14 protein-coding genes and 1 pseudogene are annotated in these 17492 nt (G+C 65.4%); 8 read left to right on the top strand and 7 right to left on the bottom strand.

The features are described 5' to 3' along the window. The first annotated feature begins 1 nt into the window (after window position 1). The 6 genes from ABWL39_RS10935 to ABWL39_RS10910 all read left to right on the top strand — a co-directional run bounded on the left by ABWL39_RS10935 (window position 2) and on the right by ABWL39_RS10910 (window position 8194). Window positions 2-847, top strand: a complete 846-nt coding sequence (locus ABWL39_RS10935; protein ID WP_367790456.1) for a PhzF family phenazine biosynthesis protein — start codon at window positions 2-4, stop codon at window positions 845-847. Window positions 848-1032: 185 nt separating this feature from the next. Next, a complete protein-coding gene (gene sbcB / locus ABWL39_RS10930; RefSeq protein ID WP_367790453.1) occupies window positions 1033-2463 on the top strand; it encodes an exodeoxyribonuclease I in 1431 nt (476 codons plus the stop codon). Between the two features lie 91 nt (window positions 2464-2554). Then, the gene (locus ABWL39_RS10925; protein WP_367790450.1) at window positions 2555-3286 is read left to right on the top strand and encodes a substrate-binding periplasmic protein; all 732 of its coding nucleotides are present in this window, start codon (window positions 2555-2557) and stop codon (window positions 3284-3286) included. Between the two features lie 149 nt (window positions 3287-3435). Then, the gene (locus tag ABWL39_RS10920) at window positions 3436-5379 is read left to right on the top strand and encodes a prolyl oligopeptidase family serine peptidase (RefSeq protein ID WP_367790447.1); all 1944 of its coding nucleotides are present in this window, start codon (window positions 3436-3438) and stop codon (window positions 5377-5379) included. A gap of 255 nt (window positions 5380-5634) precedes the next feature. Further along, window positions 5635-6681 (top strand): hypothetical protein, encoded by a 1047-nt coding sequence (locus ABWL39_RS10915; protein ID WP_367790444.1) that lies wholly within the window; start codon window positions 5635-5637, stop codon window positions 6679-6681. A gap of 604 nt (window positions 6682-7285) precedes the next feature. Further along, the gene (locus ABWL39_RS10910; protein ID WP_367790441.1) at window positions 7286-8194 is read left to right on the top strand and encodes a THxN family PEP-CTERM protein; all 909 of its coding nucleotides are present in this window, start codon (window positions 7286-7288) and stop codon (window positions 8192-8194) included. 823 nt (window positions 8195-9017) lie between these two features. Here ABWL39_RS10910 and ABWL39_RS10905 read toward each other — a convergent pair. Further along, window positions 9018-9161 (bottom strand): annotated as a pseudogene (locus tag ABWL39_RS10905) (DnaJ domain-containing protein); the annotation flags it as partial. A gap of 288 nt (window positions 9162-9449) precedes the next feature. Then, window positions 9450-11159, bottom strand: coding sequence for an Hsp70 family protein (locus ABWL39_RS10900; protein ID WP_367790439.1), 1710 nt, complete (start codon window positions 11157-11159; stop codon window positions 9450-9452). Between the two features lie 172 nt (window positions 11160-11331). Here ABWL39_RS10900 and ABWL39_RS10895 point away from each other — a divergent pair, with 172 nt between their 5' ends. Both ABWL39_RS10895 and ABWL39_RS10890 read left to right on the top strand, forming a co-directional pair. Then, on the top strand, window positions 11332-11799 hold the full coding sequence (locus ABWL39_RS10895) for an HIT family protein (protein WP_367790436.1): 468 nt from the start codon (window positions 11332-11334) through the stop codon (window positions 11797-11799). 85 nt (window positions 11800-11884) lie between these two features. Continuing rightward, window positions 11885-12676: a substrate-binding periplasmic protein gene (locus tag ABWL39_RS10890; RefSeq protein WP_367790433.1), complete on the top strand. Its 792-nt coding sequence runs from the start codon at window positions 11885-11887 to the stop codon at window positions 12674-12676. A gap of 54 nt (window positions 12677-12730) precedes the next feature. Here the strand turns inward: ABWL39_RS10890 and ABWL39_RS10885 are convergent, their stop codons facing one another. From ABWL39_RS10885 to ABWL39_RS10865, 5 genes are all read right to left on the bottom strand, one after another. Continuing rightward, window positions 12731-13792 (bottom strand): sulfate/molybdate ABC transporter ATP-binding protein, encoded by a 1062-nt coding sequence (locus ABWL39_RS10885; protein ID WP_367790430.1) that lies wholly within the window; start codon window positions 13790-13792, stop codon window positions 12731-12733. 121 nt (window positions 13793-13913) lie between these two features. Continuing rightward, the gene (gene cysW / locus ABWL39_RS10880) at window positions 13914-14789 is read right to left on the bottom strand and encodes a sulfate ABC transporter permease subunit CysW (protein ID WP_367790427.1); all 876 of its coding nucleotides are present in this window, start codon (window positions 14787-14789) and stop codon (window positions 13914-13916) included. Then, window positions 14789-15628, bottom strand: a complete 840-nt coding sequence (gene cysT, locus ABWL39_RS10875; protein ID WP_367790424.1) for a sulfate ABC transporter permease subunit CysT — start codon at window positions 15626-15628, stop codon at window positions 14789-14791. Before cysT ends, cysW begins: the two co-directional genes overlap by 1 nt. 148 nt (window positions 15629-15776) lie before the next feature. Next, window positions 15777-16784 (bottom strand): sulfate ABC transporter substrate-binding protein, encoded by a 1008-nt coding sequence (locus ABWL39_RS10870; RefSeq protein ID WP_367790421.1) that lies wholly within the window; start codon window positions 16782-16784, stop codon window positions 15777-15779. 136 nt (window positions 16785-16920) lie between these two features. Continuing rightward, entirely contained in the window at window positions 16921-17475 is a 555-nt protein-coding gene (locus ABWL39_RS10865) for an RBBP9/YdeN family alpha/beta hydrolase (RefSeq protein WP_367790418.1), read from the bottom strand. Window positions 17476-17492 lie beyond the last annotated feature (17 nt).

Below are 17492 nucleotides of genomic sequence, written 5' to 3'. Positions count from 1 at the left end.
CATGGCCATCTACCGCTACCACCTGGTCAACGTTTTTGCCGAAACGGCGCTGTCGGGCAATGCCCTGGCCGTGTTCGAAGACGCACAGGGGCTCGACGACGCCACCCTGCTGGCGATCGCGCGCCAGCTCAATCTGCCCGAGGTCAGCTTCCTGTTCGAGGCAGAACAGGCGCACGCGCGCATCCGCATTTTTACGCCGGCCTACGAGATGCCGTTCGCCGGCCATCCGACGCTGGGCAGCGCGCATGTGGTAGCACGCCTGAGGCAGCTCGACGGCACGCGCCTGAACATCGAGACGGCGGCCGGCGTGATTCCGCTGTGGCGCAGCAAGCACGATGTGTGGACCTTTCAGGCCAAGACGCCGACCTACCGCGCCTGCGAGCTCAGCAACGAGCAGCTGGCGGCCATTCTCGGCCTGGCGCCGGCCGACCTCGGCGGCACCGCGCTGTTCGTCAACACCGGCACGGAACAGCTGGTGGTGCCGCTGGCAAGCCGTGACGCCGTGCTGCGCTGCACGCCGAAAGCGCATGTGCTCGACGAGTTCGTGCCGAACCGCGAGGGCCGCGCCCAGGTCTGCGTCTGGCATCGCGACGAGGTGCTGGTGAACCTGCGCTTCTTCTATACCGACCGCGGCGCGCTGGCCGAGGACCACGGCACCGGCTCGGCCTGCGCCAACCTCGGCGGCTGGCTGCTGGCCAACGGCGCCCCGCGCCCGATCAATCTCGACGTACGCCAGGGCCACACGATCAAGCGCATCAGCCATCTCAAGCTCGAAGTCAACCTGCAGCGCCAGATCTTCGTCGGTGGGCGCGTGGTCCACCTCGGCACGGGCAATCTGAGCCTGTAGCACCCAGCCAAGCGACGGCTGAGCCGCAGCCGGAAAGCGGCCGGCGGCTGACCGCAGGACAAGCCCAGGCAGACGGCCAGCATAACCACACCGGGCCCGACAGCCGGGCCGCGCGGCAGGCGCACGCTTGAAAACCGCGCCGGGGCAAGCGACACTGCGCCTGATCCAGCCCCACGACCCAGCCCATGCCCAACACCCTCTACTGGCACGACTACGAAACCTTCGGCACCGACCCGCGCCGCGACCGCGCCGTGCAGTTCGCCGGCATCCGCACCGACGAAGATCTGAACGAGATCGGCGAGCCGCTGAATGTCTACTGCCGGCCGGCCGACGACTTCCTGCCGCAGCCCGAGGCCTGCCTGGTCACCGGCATCACGCCGCAGCTGGCGCTGGAGAAGGGGCTGCCCGAGGTCGATTTCATCGCCGCCATCCTCGAACAGCTGGGCCAGCCGGGCACCTGCGGCGTCGGCTACAACACCCTGCGCTTCGACGACGAGTTCACGCGCAATCTGCTCTACCGCAATTTTTTCGACCCCTATGCGCGCGAATGGCAACACGGCTGCTCGCGCTGGGACATCCTCGACATGCTGCGCCTGACGCGTGCGCTGCGGCCCGAGGGCATCGTCTGGCCCACGCATGAGGACGGCAAGCCGAGCTTCAAGCTCGAACACCTGAGCGCGGCCAATGGCCTCGTGCACGAGGCCGCGCACGATGCGCTGTCCGACGTGCGCGCCACCATCGCCGTGGCGCGGCTCGTCAAGGCCACTCAGCCCAAGCTCTACGACTATGTCTACCAGCTGCGCGACAAGCACAAGGTGGCCGGGCAGATCGACCTCGACAGCAAGCGGCCGGTGCTGCATGTCTCGGGCATGTATTCCACCGATTTCGGCTGCCTCGCGCTCGTTTCGCCGATCGCCATGCACCCGACCAACAAGAACGAGGTCGTGGTGTTCGACCTGCGCGCCGACCCGGCGCCGCTGTTCGACCTGACGCCGGAACAGATCCGCGAGCGGCTGTTCACACGCGCGGCCGATCTGCCCGAGGGGGTCGAACGGCTGCCGCTCAAGACCATCCACCTCAACAAGTGCCCGATCGTGGCATCGAGCAAGCTGCTGACCCCGGCGCTGGCGGAACACTGGCAGATCGACCTGGCGCAAAGCGAGCGTCACTGGAAACGGCTGGCCGCGAACGACCTCTCCGCCAAGCTGGCGACGGTGTTCGACCGCCCGGCCGGCGAGCCGCCGAGCGACCCGGACCTGATGCTGTATGGCGGCGGCTTCTTCAGCAACAAGGATCGCGGGCTGATGAACCGCATCCGCGCCACGCTGCCGCAACAGCTGGCCGAGCTGCGGCTGGATTTCGACGACGCGCGCCTGCCCGAGATGCTGTTCCGTTACCGCGCCCGCAATTTCCCGGAGACCCTGGCGTCCACCGAGGCCATGCGCTGGGACGACTACCGCGAATGGCGCCTGACCGATCCGGCCGGCGGCGCCAGCATCACCATCGACGATTACCTCGCCCAGATCGAGCAACTGCAGGGTAGGGCGGACCTGACGGGCCGCCAGCAGCAGGTGCTGGCGGCGCTGCTGGACTATGCCGAGATGGTCAGCCCGTGAGCGCGGGGGCGCCGCCGTCGCAGGCTATACTGAGGCAGGGACGGGGCGGCGGTTCGTCCGCCGGACGTGATCGACACAACAGGAGGCAGTGGTGAGGTGGGCCTTGCTGGGCGCAATGCTGCTGACGCTGTCGACAGGGGCCATGGCGGCCGACGTCAGCATGGCCTTTGGCGAAAGGATTCCGCCGTTCTGCTTTCCCGACACCAATTCCGGCATCGAACTGGAGGTGATCGGCGAGGCGCTCGCCTACCGTGGCCACGTGCTGAAGCCGCACTATTTCTCGTTCGCGCGCGTGCCGATGGCCTTCAAAAGCAATCAGGTCGATGCCGTGATGACCGACCTGGGCGAAGATCTGACGCACTTCGGCGGCCATTATGGCGACCCGGCCGTGCGCTACGACAATGTGTTCATCACGCTGCAGGAGCGCAATCTGGTCATCACCCGCCCGTCCGATCTCGACGGCCTGAGCGTGGTGTCGTTTCAGGGGGCGAGCAAGCGCTATCCGGCCTGGCTCGACCCGGTGCGCAAGGCGGGCCGCTATTTCGAGCTGAACGACCAGGCGTTGCAGGTCAGAACCCTGATGGCCGGGCGCTACGACGTGGTGCTCAGCGACCGCCACATCTTCCGCTACTTCACGCTGGAGCTCATGAGGAGCGGTACCGCGACCAAGCTGGTGGAGGAGCACGACTTCGTCACGCCGAACCCGCAGGACTACCGCCCGGTGTTTCGCGACCCTCAGGTACGCGACGACTTCAACGCCGGGCTACGCCACCTGAAGGAAACCGGCCGCTACCAGGCCATCTACGACAAATACCTGAAGTAGGCCGCACGGGGCTGGTCAGCGGGCCGCGAGTCGGATTAGCATCAGCGCCACACGCGCAATGCGGCGTGGCGTGACGGTGGGCGAACTCGATGCGCAGCAGCCGGTCACACCTCACTTGTTGACGCCCATCATCGACCCACGACGACACCATGACCCCGATCACTCGCAAGCTCACCCTGACGGCGCTGTGCGCCGCGCTCTGCAGCCCGGCCGCGCAGGCCGCCGGCTACACCGGCCTTGGCGCCAGCAGCGTCAGCAAGGAAACACTCGAACAGTTCCGCCCCAAGCCGCTCGATGCCTCGCTGAGCCGCCGCATCCAGTCCATGCTCGACATCTCGGCGCCGGGCGGCGGCCTGTTGAGCCCGGACGCGAGGCAGCTGTTCTTCACCTGGCGTGTGACCGGCGTCTCGCAGATCTGGCGCATCGACGGGCCGCAGCGCTTCCCGGTGCAGATGACCGGCGGCGAGGATGCCACCACACTCGCCGACATCACGCCGGACGGCCGCTACCTGCTCGTGCAACGCGACCGCAAGGGCGAGGAGAACCCCGGCCTTTACCTGCAGCCGACCGCGGGCGGGGCGCTGATCGAGATCCAGCACAAGGAAGGGGTGCAGACCTTTCACCAGTTCGTCAGCCGCGACAGCCGCTACGTCTACTACGCAGCCAACGACATCCGCCCCGACAGCCGCGCGCTGTACCGCTATGAGATCGCCACCGGCAAGAAGGAGGCGATCTTCACCGAACCGGGCCTGTGGGCGATCGCCGACCACCTCGACGATGGCCGGCTGCTGCTGGAGAAGGGCATCGGCAGCACGCACAGCGAATACTACGAATGGCAGTCCGGCAAGCTGGCCCCGGTGATCGGCCAGGACGACAACGAAGAGTATGAAATGCGCTTCGGCGCCAAGCCCGGCGAATACCTGGCGCAGACGCCGCGCTTCGGTAACTTCCGCCGGCTGTACCGCTATGCCGGTGGCCGCTTCGACGCGATCACGCCCGAGCTCAAGTGGGATGTATCGGGCTTCCAGATCGACGACACGCGCCGCCGCATCCTCTACACGGTCAACGACAACGGCTACAGCACGCTCCATGCGCTCGATGCACAGAGCGGCAAGCCGCTTGCATTGCCCGCCTTCAAGGGAGCCGACCACGTGCTGCCCGGCTCGAGCACGCGCGACGGCCGCTACAGCGTGCTGATCGTGGAAACGGCACAGGCACCGCGCTCGGCCTATGTCTACGACTGGCGCCGCGGCCAGCAGACGCAGTGGGTGTGGCCGTCGAGCCCCGAGGTGGATACGCGCCGTTTCGCCCGCGCCACGCTCGAAACCTACCCGGCACGCGATGGCACGCCCATCCCGATGTTCGTGCGCCGGCCGGCCAGTTGCGATCCGGCACCATGCCCGGTCATCGTCCATTTCCACGGCGGCCCCGAGTCGCAGGCGACACCGGGTTTCTCGCCCTACGCGCAGCTGTTCGTCGATGCCGGCTACATCTTCGTCGAGCCCAATGTGCGCGGCTCCAACGGCTACGGCAAGGCGTGGTTCCATGCCGACGACGGCGCCAAGCGCCTCGATGTGATCACCGACATCGACGATGCCGCGCGCTACATCCGCACCAACTGGGGCAGCCACGGCAGCACACCGAAGATCGGCATCATGGGCGGCAGCTATGGCGGCTACTCGACGCTGGTCGGCATGACGATGTTCGCCGGCAGCTTCGACGCCGGCGTGGCCAACGTGGGCATGTCGAACCTGCTGACCTTCCTCAATAATACCGCGCCCTACCGCCGCAAGCTGCGCACCAGCGAATACGGCGACCCGGAAATCGACCGCGAGGCGCTGATCAAGCTGTCGCCAGTTACCTATATCGATAGGCTCAGCGCGCCGCTGCTGATCATCCAGGGCGCCAGCGACCCGCGCGTGCCGGTGGGCGAGGCCGTCCAGATGTACGAGGCCGCAACGCAGAAGGGGGTTGCCAGCGAGCTGATGATCTTCGCCGACGAGGGCCACGGCGCACAAAAACGCGAGAACCGCCTGTACACCATCGGCCACACGCTGCGCTTCTTCGATCAGGCGCTGAAGCCGCGTCCATGAAAAATGCCCCGGCCTTGAAAAGCCGGGGCATGGTGTCTGGTGCCTGAGTATCGGACCCACCCAAGCCAAGGTCACGCGGCCATCGGCTCGACGTGGCGGCAATTTACCGGGCAAAGATGACAGGCATATGAAGGCAAGGGCGACCAGCGGGTGAGCTGGCCGGGCGCGGGTTCGGCGTATCGCTATATCGGGAATCGGCTATGCTTGCAGTAGCCGCTCCGCAACTATCCTCCCTTCCCAGCCAGGAAACATGGCATGCACACGACGAATATGGCGCCGCTCGACGTGCTGATGGAAGCAGCCCGCTGGGCGCCGTCCCCGGACAATATGCAGCCGTGGCGTTTCCTGCGCCGGCCCGATGGCTTCGATGTGCATTTCGACGCCACCGCCGCTGCCGGCACCACCTTTCCACTCGAAGCCGAAGCCACGCAGATCAGCCTGGGCGCCATCGAGGAAAACCTACGCCAGGCGGCACAGGTGATCGGCGCGGAGGTGCAGCTGCATCGCCACGATAGCGATACGCTGCGGCTACGTGCGGAAATCACCACCCTGCCGGACCCGCGGCGGCTTGAAACCGAGCTGCCGCTGTTTCGGCGCCATACCAATCGTTATCCCTTCCGCCCCTCGCCAGTGCCGGATGCCGTGCAGGCGCACGTCGCGGCAATGCATGAGCCTGGTGCACAGTTGCAGCTCATGCAGGACAAGCGGCAACTGCAAGCGTGGAGCGACATCGTGCGCCGCGCCGGCGAATTGCGGTTCCAGAACATGGAAATCATGGGCTGGCTGGCACACAGCCTGCGGTTCAAGCCCGAAGACGCCGATCACGGCGACGGCCTCGATATCCGCACCTTCGATCTACCGCCCGGCGGCACCCTGATGCTGCACATGATCAGCTCGGCACCCTGCCTGCGCGCAGCGAACCGGGTGGGCGCCTACAAGCTGCTGGCGGCGATCGAGGCCCGCCCCATCGCCGCCGGCCCGCTGCTGATCGCCATCCTGCGCGACGACAACCGCGACGCCATGCGGGCCGCGGGGGCGCTGATGGAGCGGGCCTGGATCACCCTCAACGAGGCGGGCCTGGCCGTCCAGCCCTACTATGTGGTCGCCGACCAGTTGCGCCGCCAGGAAACCGGGCAGCTCGACGCCGCGCACCGGCAGGCGGCACTCGATCTGGCACGGCGCTGCCAGCTGCAACTGGGCGAGCAACGGCCGCTGGCGATGCTGCTGCGCGTCGGCTGGCCGTGCCACACGGTCACGCGTTCTCAGCGTAAGCCGCTGGCGCTCATGCAGACCGGAGCCTAGTTTTCCTCCCGCAATCACGCGAGACGTCCGCCGCATCCTTTCCCGCCGACCGGCCAAGGCATGGCCGCCCCCCAAACCCACGATGAGATGCCAGCGGCGCCGACGGGATGTGCTGGTGCGCGCGCAGGGGCAGTCCATTGATTTTGTACGTCTTAGCGCACAGGGCAACTGTCTCGGTTAGCGCCACACCCGAGCCACACTCGGCATACAGGTAGGGCGCCTTGGTGCGTGGCATACCCATTGGCGCCGTGTCAGCCGGCCATCCAAGTAAGGAACCTGACGGCAGGGAGCGCCTGTTCGGGCCAAGCGGGGCTCCGATCCGCCGCGGACAGACTGCCGCGACTCCCAGGGTGTCCCTTTGCATATTGGGCCCGATGGAAACGTCCGCTGATTGGCGCCCGCGCCCAAGGGCTACGCAGTCGCTGCAGGGCAGGGCTTGGCCGAATAGCCATTCATGTCGAATTTGTTTACATGCGCAGCCATGCAACTGGCATGCGTTGAAAATATATTATACTTTTCATTGACTTACATGCAATTTGCTGCAATGGCATGTTTCATGCGTAGCTTACGGTGTCGAGACAACACTTTGCAGAGAGGAGTCAGCATGAAACGTTTCGCCAAGAAAACCATGGGGCTGCTGGGGCTCGCAGCTGTTGGTCTGCTCGCGGCACAAAACGCGACAGCAGGGCCGTTGATCACCGATTGGGGTTATCGGCTGGAGTCCGGCTTTACCTCGTTCGCACCAGCTGGCGTCACCGGCAGCAACCCGAATGCGGTGCTCAGCGCATCCAATGACATGATTCCGTTGCAAACCGGCGGCCTGTTCGACATGAGCACCGTCGGCAATGTTTACACCAAGCTGCAGTGGGGCTCGCCAGCCGTGCCCGGCGGCACCCAGTCGTCGCTGTCCGTCGGCTCGGAACTGGCGAACCCAGGCGAATTCACCGGCAACATCACCACCAACGGTGGCGCCACGCCAACCGTCACCGTCGTGCACAACAATCAGCCGATTTTTGCACCGTCGCTGGCGAATGCAACACTGTTCGACATGCTGTTCCTGCAGCCGCTACTGCCCAATCCGCCCTATCCCGGGCCGGAGGCCCCCGTACCGGCGCTGCTGTTCAACGTCAATTTCCTCGAAACCCCCAACGTCGACGGCACCTGCGTGGTAGCGAGTCCGACGCCGTGTAACGACATCTTCGTACTCGACGTTGCCGGCGCTGGGTTCAACCCGGTCGATAACAGCTTCAACCAGACCTTCCTGTTCGACGGCAACCTGTATAACGCCAAGGTCAACATCGACGGCGTCTCGAACCTGTCGAACGCCGCCTGTACGGCCGCGGGCGCGGCAGCGGGTTGCGTGGGCTTCACCACCGTCGAGGGTCAGAGCAACAACTTCCAGGTGTTCTTCGAGATCACCGATCGTCCGTTCGTGCTGCCAGAGCCGGCATCGCTGGCGCTGCTCGGCGCCGGGCTGTTCGGGATGGGATGGCTGCGTCGGCGCCGTGCATGAGCACTGACTCGCGTACCCGCAAAAATGGCAGCCTCGGCTGCCATTTTTCGTGTCATCGCCACCAGCTGTGGGTTTCTTTCAGCAAAGCGCGCTGCAGATCGCGCCAGGCCTGCGGATGATAGGCCTGCAGGTGGCGGTGGTCGCGCTGCCAGTCGAAATGCGCCGCGACATGGCGGATGAAGCCCAGCGGCAGCGGCTCGAATTCCGACAGGCCGATCATCAGCTCGCCCTCGAACAGGGCCTTCACATCGACGTTGAGCAGGGTGTCGCCGTCGATCACTGCATCGAAAGCCTGGATCGCGATCTCTTCGCTTTCGTCCTCGATCAGCTCGAACAGCTCGTCCACCTTGGCCAGCGCATCGGCCTCCTGCATGCGCACCTTCAGGTAGTCGGCCGTCGCCGGGTCCTTGCCCGCGAGCCAGTTGTCCGGCTCGGTCCAGCGATAGTGCTCGATCAGCACGCGCACGAATTCGTCGCGCACCTCGCGGTCGTCACAGGCCAGGTAGAGCATGCCATCCTCGAAAATCTCGCGGTGCACGTCGTGCTCGGTCAGGTAGGGGTCGGCCAGCATGCCGCGCAGGCGCGCAATCGCCTCGTCCACCTGGTCGGCCTTGTTGAGGTCGGATAGCTCGTAGATCCAGGGCCGCAGTTTCGCGACGATCGGCTTCTCGTGTTCCGGCACGTCCTCCAGCGGCTCGTGGATCTTGCCGCAGTGCGGGCACAGCTCACCTCGCCCGGACGCATGGGCTGGCGCGGCGTCGGGTGCCGCGTCGGCATTGGCTTGCACCGCCGTGTCGGGTGGCGGCTGCATGGCCTCGAACTGGGCCTGTTCGAATGCGTCGCGCAGGCGTTGAAAGCCCTGCGGATCGTCATCAGGGCGCGTGGCCTTGAGCAGTTTGGCGTAGGCACGCTTGATGTCGCGCAGGTCTTGGGTAGGCTCGATGCCGAGTATGTGCCAGGGGTTCATCATGACGCTTCAAATATCGTTAGTCAGGGCTTGGATCACTCAGAAAAGGCAGGTCGCGCCTGCACGTTCACCGTTCCTTGCGGTGCAGCCATCGTGCACACTGGGATGCGCTTTGCACCGCGAGCCGACCGCCACGCACGGGCACGCCCGCTCTCAGCCGGTAATCCATACCACCATTTTACCGGGATTCGCCCGTGCCAGCGGTGCCGCACGCATGCCGAGCGCCGGCGCCCGAAAACAAAACAGGCCGCAAGCGGCCCGTTCGTCGATTGCCCGGCGGGCGCCGGCCTAGAGCCAGGTTTCACCCTCGACTTCGTCGAGCGCGATCTTCAGGGTTTCGCGCGCATCCGCGATGATGTCGTCGTCCTGCGTCTCCAGCGCGGCCTGGAACTGCGCCGTCTCCTGCCCCACGAACAGCCGTTCCTCGCCGCGCGTCTGCTGGTACAGGCGGTCGGCGCGCGCCAGCATGGCGGTATTGACCAGCTGGTCGCGCGGGTGGATCTTGAGCCTGGACAAGGCCGCCAAGCGCTCCTGCACCTGCTCCGGCGTCAGCACGCCTGGATTTTCCTCGATCACGAGCTGGCATTTCTCGCCGGTCTCGGCCACCGTGGTCTCGCATTCGAGCAGGCCATTGACGTCGTAGGTGAAGCGGATCGACAGGCCGACCTCGCCAGCGGGCTTGGGCGGCACCGGCACGTGCAGTTCGCCCAGGAAGATGTTGTCGCGCGTCATGCGGCTCTCGCCCTGATAGATGCGCACCAGCACGGCTGGCTGGTCGTCCTGCACGGTCGACACCGTTTGCTCGCGCGACACCGGCACCACCGAGTTGCGCTCGATGATGGGCAGGAAGAAGCCAGCCTGGAAGCGCCCCGCCCCCATCTGCTCGCTGACCTCGACGCCGAGCGTGTAGGGGCAGACGTCGGTCATCACCACTTCGTCGAGTGCCGCATCGCGCGCCTTGAGCCCGGCCTGCACGGCCGCGCCCATCGCGACGACTTCATCCGGGTTCAGGTGCATCGCAGGCAGCCGGCCGAACATGCGCGCCACCAGCTTCTTGATCAGCGGCTTGCGCGTGGCGCCACCTGCCAGCACGATCTGGTTCAGCTCGTGGGCGCGGATGCGCGCGTCGCGCAGGGCACGCTCGATCGGCTCGCGCAGGCGCTTGAGCAGGGGCTCGGCGAGCTTGGCGAAATCGGCCTCGCCGACATGCCAGCGTAGCGGCTGGCCCTGGTATTCGATCTCGAAATCGGCGGCATCCTGGCTCGACAGCGCGCGCTTCACGCGCTCCGCCTCCTTGCGCAGCGCCTGGTACAGATAGGCATCGGCCTGTTTGTCTTCGAGGCCAGCCGGCTTGCCGACGGCATCGATGAAGCCGTCGATCAGTGCCTCGACGAAATCCTCGCCGCCGAGGAAATTGTCGCCGGCACTCGCGCGCACTTCCATGACCCCTTCGAACAGCTCGAGAATCGACACGTCGAAAGTGCCGCCACCGAGATCGAATACCAGAAAGCGGCTCTCCGGCTCATTCTGGTGCAGGCCGTAGGCGAGGGCGGCGGCGGTCGGCTCGTTGAGCAGGCGATCGACCTTGAGCCCGGCGAGCTGGCCGGCAATCTTGGTGGCCTTGCGTTGCGCATCGGAAAAATAGGCCGGGACGGTGATCACCGCCTCGGTCACCGTTTCGCCGAGAAAACGCTCTGCATCGGCCTTGAGCGACTTGAGCAGCAGGGCCGACAACTCTTCCGCACGGAAACGCTCGGTGCCGAGCTGCACCACGCGGTCCGACCCCATGTAGCGCTTGAACAGCGCCGTGCTCTGGTGCGGATGCGTGATCAGGCGTTCGCGCGCGGCGAGGCCGACCAGGATGTGGCCATTGTCGTCCAGGCCGACGACTGACGGTGTCAGGTGGTGGCCCAGTGCGTTGGGGATCATCACCGCGCGGCCCTCGCGCCAGACGGCGCAGAGACTGTTGGTGGTGCCGAGATCGATGCCGATAATCATAATGTGTCAGAGTAATGCGGCGACGGGCGATGTCCGTCGCGGGATGAGCGTGGTTGTGCGGTCCGTGGCGAACCCGAATGGGCTGTGACAACGGCCGTGCTGAAAATTCAGGCGCCACGATAACAGATTTCGGCGTCATGGCGATAAGTCACTCTATTTGCAAGGATATTTGATGAACGGCGAATGCATATTCTGCAGCATCGCGGCGGGCAGCCTGCCGGCTGAAATCGTCTACCAGGATGAACATTGCCTGGCCTTCCTCGACATCCAGCCGGCCAGCCGCGGCCATACCTTGCTGATCCCGCGCCGTCATCAGCCGCATCTCGAAGAGCTGCCGGCGGAGGCCACGGCCCACCTGATGGACATCGCCGCACGCATCGCCAGGCGCTACCGCGAACAGGGCTACGCACTGGCCACCAATCTGCTGCTCAATAATGGCAAGGCATCGGGCCAGCATGTACCGCATGTGCACTGGCACATCGTGCCGCGCCGGCAGGGCGATGCAGCGCAGGTGTACTGGCGCCACGCCACGCGCTTTATCAATCCGTGGTCGCCGATGAACGATCGCTACCGGCTGGCGCAGGAAGCTGCCACGCTGCGTTCGCTGCTCGGCGGCAACACCGCCACCGGTTTCACGTGAAACGCGCGTGGCGCGCTGTGCTATGGTGAATCGAGGCGCCGTTTGCGGCGGCGCAGCACGGATCAAGACTCCATGGAGAACCAGCATGAAACCGAACTGGCGAGCGCTGCTGATACTGGCGGCTGCCGCGCTGGCCCACCCGGCGACCGCCGCCGAGTGTACAAAAGTGGTGGTGACCAGCCACCCCGACTACAAGCCCTATCACTGGTACGATGGCCGTGAGCTGACCGGCGCCAGCATCGAGCTGGCCAAGCACATCCTCGACGACATGCGCATCCCCTACGAAATCCGCTATGTCGGCCCGTGGCCGCGCGTGCTCAAGCTCGCCGAGAATGGCCAGGTCGATATCGTGATGAGCCTGAAGAACACGCCGGAACGCCGCGATTACCTCGACTTCACCCCGACACCAGCCTTCGCCAACCCGATGGCGGTATTCGTGCGCCGTGACAAGTCCTTCGCCTTCGACCGTTGGGAAGACCTCATCGGCAAGCGCGGCGGCGTGAACTCCGGCGATCGCTACGGCGAGGGTTTCGATGAATTCCTGCGCAACAACCTGGCCGTCGAGCCGACCACCGAGATGGCCTCGAACTTCAAGAAGCTCAAGGCGGGGCGTATCGACTACTACATCACCGGCCTCTATCCGGGGCTCGCCTTCCTCGCCGACAACGCGATGGATGACCTGGTGCCGCTGCCCAAGCCGGTCAACCGCGGCGTGATCCATGTCGGTTTCACGCGCAAGAGCCCGTGCGCCTTCCTGCTGCCGGGCTTCGAGCTGCGCCTGCGCCAGCTCACCGAGCACCACGAGACCGACAAGCTGCTCGACAAATATCTGAGCGTGCTGCGCGACACCGCCAAGGCGCAAGGCAACAACCGCTAAGGGCCAGCCGCCGCGGGCCACGGTCAGCGCGGCCGTGCGCCTGGCGGGCCCGGCTCAGATCGCGTAGTCGTCCGCCAGGAACACCTTGGCCTGCTTCGGCCGGATGAACACCCGCTCGCCCTCGCGGAACTGGCGCTCGCCAAAGGCATCGCGCGTCATCTCGGCCTCGACTACTTCGCTGGTATCGGCCAGCGTCATTTCGAGCCGCACGATCGGGCCGATCGCGCGCACATGATCGACGGTCACCGGCAGGGCATCGCCGATGCGCGTGCGCTCGATCTCGATGTCATGCGGGCGCACATAGGCCACCGCCTGGCCATCGCCGGTATCAGGGGCCGGCCAGCGCGCCTCGCCGATCTCGGCAAAGCCGCCGTGGACGCGGCTGTGGAACAGGTTCACATTGCCGAGGAACTGGTAGACGAACTGCGTCGCCGGCTTGTCGTAGACGGCATCGGGGCTGCCCACCTGCTCGATCCTGCCCTTGTTCATCACCACCACGCGGTCGGCGACTTCGAGCGCCTCTTCCTGGTCGTGGGTGACGAATACCGAGGTGATGTGCATCTCGTCGTGCAGACGGCGCAGCCAGCGCCGCAGCTCCTTGCGCACCTTGGTATCGAGCGCGCCGAAGGGCTCGTCGAGCAGCAGCACCTTGGGTTCGACGGCCAGCGCGCGGGCCAGCGCGATCCGCTGGCGCTGGCCGCCGGATAGCTGGGCCGGGTAGCGGTCGGCAAGCCAATCGAGCTGCACCAGGTTCAAAAGCTCGTGTACCTTGCGCTTGATCTCGGCCTCGGATGGACGCGTCTTGCGCGGCCGCACGCGCAGGCCGAAGGCGACGTTCTCGAACACGGTCATGTGGCGGAACAGCGCATAGTGCTGGAACACGAAGCCGACCTGGCGCTCGCGTACATGGGTATCGGTCGCATCCTCGCCGTGGAACAGGATCTGGCCGCTGTCGGGCGTTTCGAGCCCGGCGATGATGCGCAGCAGCGTGGTCTTGCCGCAGCCGGAGGGGCCGAGCAGCGCCAGCAGCTCGCCGGTCTCGATGTCGAGCTTGATGTCGTTCAGCGCGGTGAACGCGCCGAACTGCTTGTTGATACCCTTGATCTCGATGCTCATCGCTATGCCTCTTCAAATCGGCCCCGGCGTCAGCCGTGCCGTACTGTCTGGTTACCGCCCCCCTTGCCGCCGAGCTCCCGATGCGGACAGGCCCCGCGCCAAGGGGGCGGAAAATCATGTGCTATTCGTCGTAAGCGGTGCGCTGCGCCGCATCGGTATCGCGCTCGGCCTTCCACTCCACCCAGGTCTTCAGCGCCAGCGTCACCAACGCCAGCAAGGCGAGGATGGAGGCGCAGGCAAAGGCTGCGACGAAGTTGTACTCGTTGTAGAGAATCTCGACATGCAGCGGGATGGTGTTGGTCATGCCACGGATATGGCCCGACACCACGCTGACCGCACCGAACTCGCCCATCGCCCGCGCATTGCACAGGATCACGCCATACAGCAGGCCCCACTTGATGTTCGGCAGCGTGACACGCCAGAAGGCCTGGAAACCACTGGCGCCGAGCACCATCGCCGCCTGTTCTTCCTCCGAGCCCTGCGCCTGCATCAGCGGGATCAGCTCGCGTGCGACGAAGGGGAAGGTGACGAAGACGGTGGCGAGCACGATGCCGGGCACTGCGAAGATCAGCTTGATGTCGTGCGCCTGCAGCCACGGCCCGAGCCAACCCTGCGCGCCGAACAGCAGCACATAGATGAGGCCGGCGACCACGGGCGAAACCGAGAACGGCAGGTCGATCAGCGTGGTCAGCAGGCTCTTGCCCTTGAACTCGAACTTGGCGATGGCCCAGGCCGCCGCCACGCCGAACACCAGGTTCAGCGGCACGGCGATGGCTGCGGTGATCAGCGTGAGCCTGACCGCCGCCAGCGCATCGGGGTCATGCAATGATTCGAGATAGGCCCCGACGCCCTTGCGCAGCGCCTCGGCGAACACCGCCGCCAGCGGCAGCAGCAGGAACACGGCGAGGAAAGCCAGCGCTGTGCCGATCAGCAGCCACTGAACAGCGCGGCGCTCGGTCGTCACGATCGAGCGATGTTGATTCTGCGTAGCATGCATCAGCGCTTACCCCCGGTGCGGCGCGCGCCCCACCATTGCAGCAGGTTGATCAGCAGCAACAGCACGAAGCTCAACACGAGCATGACCACGGCCACCGAGGTCGCGCCCGTGTAGTCGTACTGTTCGAGCTTGGAGATGATGATCAGCGGTGTGATCTCGGACACCATCGGGATATTGCCAGCGATGAAGATCACCGAGCCGTATTCGCCGATCGCGCGCGCGAAGGCAAGTGTGAAGCCGGTCAGCAACGCCGGCCACACCGTCGGTGCAATGACCCGCGCGAACACCTGCCAGCGCGTTGCACCGAGGCTGCTCGCCGCCTCTTCGAGTTCGACCTCGAGTTCCTGCAGCACCGGCTGCACCGTGCGCACCACGAAAGGCAGGCCGATGAAGGTGAGCGCGACGACCACGCCGAGCGGCGTGAACGCCACCTTGAGGCCGAGCGGCACCAGATATTGCCCGAGCCAGCCGTTCGGCGCGTAGATCGTGGTCAGCGCGATGCCGGCCACCGCTGTCGGCAACGCAAACGGCAGGTCCACCAGCGCATCGACCAGGCGCTTGCCGGGAAAGGCATAGCGCGTCAGCACCCAGGCGACGAGAAAACCGAATACCAGATTGATCAGCGCGCCGATCAGCGAGGCGCCGAAGGTGAGCCGGTAAGAGGCCAGCACACGTGGTGCGGTGACGGTGTCCCAGAACGCCGCCCAACCTAGGTCGGTGGTCTTCAGCACCAGCGCCGACAAGGGCAGCAGCACGATCAGGCACAGCCAGAAGATCGCATAGCCCAGGCCCAGACCAAAGCCGGGCAACACGCTATGTTGTTTGAAAGGAGAAGCCATCGTTCGTCAACATCGGAATGAGCGGAGCCCGCGGCCGTAGCGGCCGCCAGGGCAAATCGGGGGGCACCTCGGACATGCACGGCACACGCACGAAGCTGCAACACCCGTGCAAGGCGCCCAAGGTCGTGCCGGGTCAGCCCGGCCCGGTTCACTTCTTCAGGTAGATCTGGTCGAACACGCCGCCATCGTCGAAGTGGGTCTTCTGTGCCTTCTTCCAGCCGCCAAATACCTCGTCGACGGTGAACAGGCTGATCTTCGGGAACTGCGCCGCGTATTTCTTGAACACCTCGCCATTGCGCGGCCGCAGGTAGTTCTGCGCGGCGATTTCCTGTGCCTCGGGCGTCCACAGCCAGGCCAGGTAGGCCTCGGCCTGCTTGCGCGTGCCCTTGCGGTCGACCACCTTGTCGACGACCGATACCGGCGGCTCGGCCTGGATCGACACGCTCGGGTACACCACCTCGAAGCTGCCGCGGCCGAATTCGCGCGCGATCATCTCGGCCTCGTTCTCGAAGGTGATCAGCACGTCACCGATCTGGCGCTGCATGAAGGTCGTCGTCGCGGCGCGGCCGCCGGAATCGAGCACCGGCACATTGCCGAACAGCTTGCCGACGAATTCGCGCGCCTTCGCTTCATTGCCACCCGGCTGCCTGAGCGCGTAGCCCCAGGCCGAGAGATAGGTGTAGCGGCCGTTGCCGGTGAGCTTGGGATTGGGGATCACGACCTGCGTGCCGGGTTTGACCAGATCGGCCCAGTCGTGGATCTGTTTCGGGTTGCCCTTGCGCACGATGAACACCGAGGCCGAGGTAAACGGCACGCTGTTGTTCGGCAGGCGGCTGGCCCAGTTTTCTGGCACCAGGTTTGCCTTGTCGTGCAGGATGTCGATATCGGCCGCCATGTTCATCGTGATCACGTCGGCGGCGAGCCCGTCGATCACCGCGCGTGCCTGCTTGGTCGAGCCGCCGTGCGACATCTGGATCTGCAGCTCGTCACCGGCCTTGGCCTTGTAGGCCTTGATGAAGGCCGGGTTCAGGTCCTTGTAGAAATCACGCATCACGTCGTAGGACACATTCAGCAGCGGCTCGCCGGCCTGCGCGCCGCCTGCCAGCCCCGCCGCCAGCGCGAGCGAGATCAATAATCTGGATGCCGGTTTCAACATGGGGGTCTCCATTCACCTGGTTATGCCTGACAGTGCTATCGGTATAGGCTGCAGACGCGATGGCAACGAGTGTAGCAGTGTGCCTATATAACTCTTAAATAATATTTGCGTCGATTGTTATTCTTCCATGGAATTATTAGTTGGCACCGGCATGCATCTCGGCCAGTTGCGCGAGCAAGGCACGGCCTTGCGGCCAGTCGGCCAGACCCGATTCGCCATTGATGTGGCCCGCGCCCGGCAAGCGTACCAGCTCGGCTCCCCAGGCGGCTGCCAGCTGCTCGCTGCGTTCGATCGCGGCGTAGGGGTCGTCATCGCTTGCCACCACAATGGTGGGGAAGGGCAGCGGCGCGAGCGGGATAGGCGCGAAGTTGACGATCGGCGCCGGCGCGCCATCACGCTCGACATCGGCCGGCGCCACCAGCAGCGCACCGACCACCTTGCCGGCACCGTGCTGTGCCCAGTGCACCGCGGTAATCGAGCCAAGGCTGTGGCCAACCAGCACCACCGGGCCGTCGATGGCGGCCAGATGTGCATCGAGCACCGCCACCCAGTCCGCGCGCAGCGGGGCATCCCAGCTCTGCTGTTCGACCCGCTCGACCTTCGGCAGCAGCGATTGCCAGCGCGTCTGCCAATGCTCGGGCCCCGAATTGAACAGGCCGGGCAGGATCAGGAAAGTCGGTTCGGCAGGCATGAAGGCTCCTTCAGATT

It is taken from the genome of Chitinivorax sp. PXF-14 (assembly GCF_040812015.1).
In the GTDB taxonomy this organism is placed as follows: Bacteria; Pseudomonadota; Gammaproteobacteria; order Burkholderiales; family SCOH01; genus JBFNXJ01.
The sequence above is the reverse complement of the archived record's forward strand: the minus strand, read 5'-3'. Positions and strand labels throughout refer to the sequence as shown.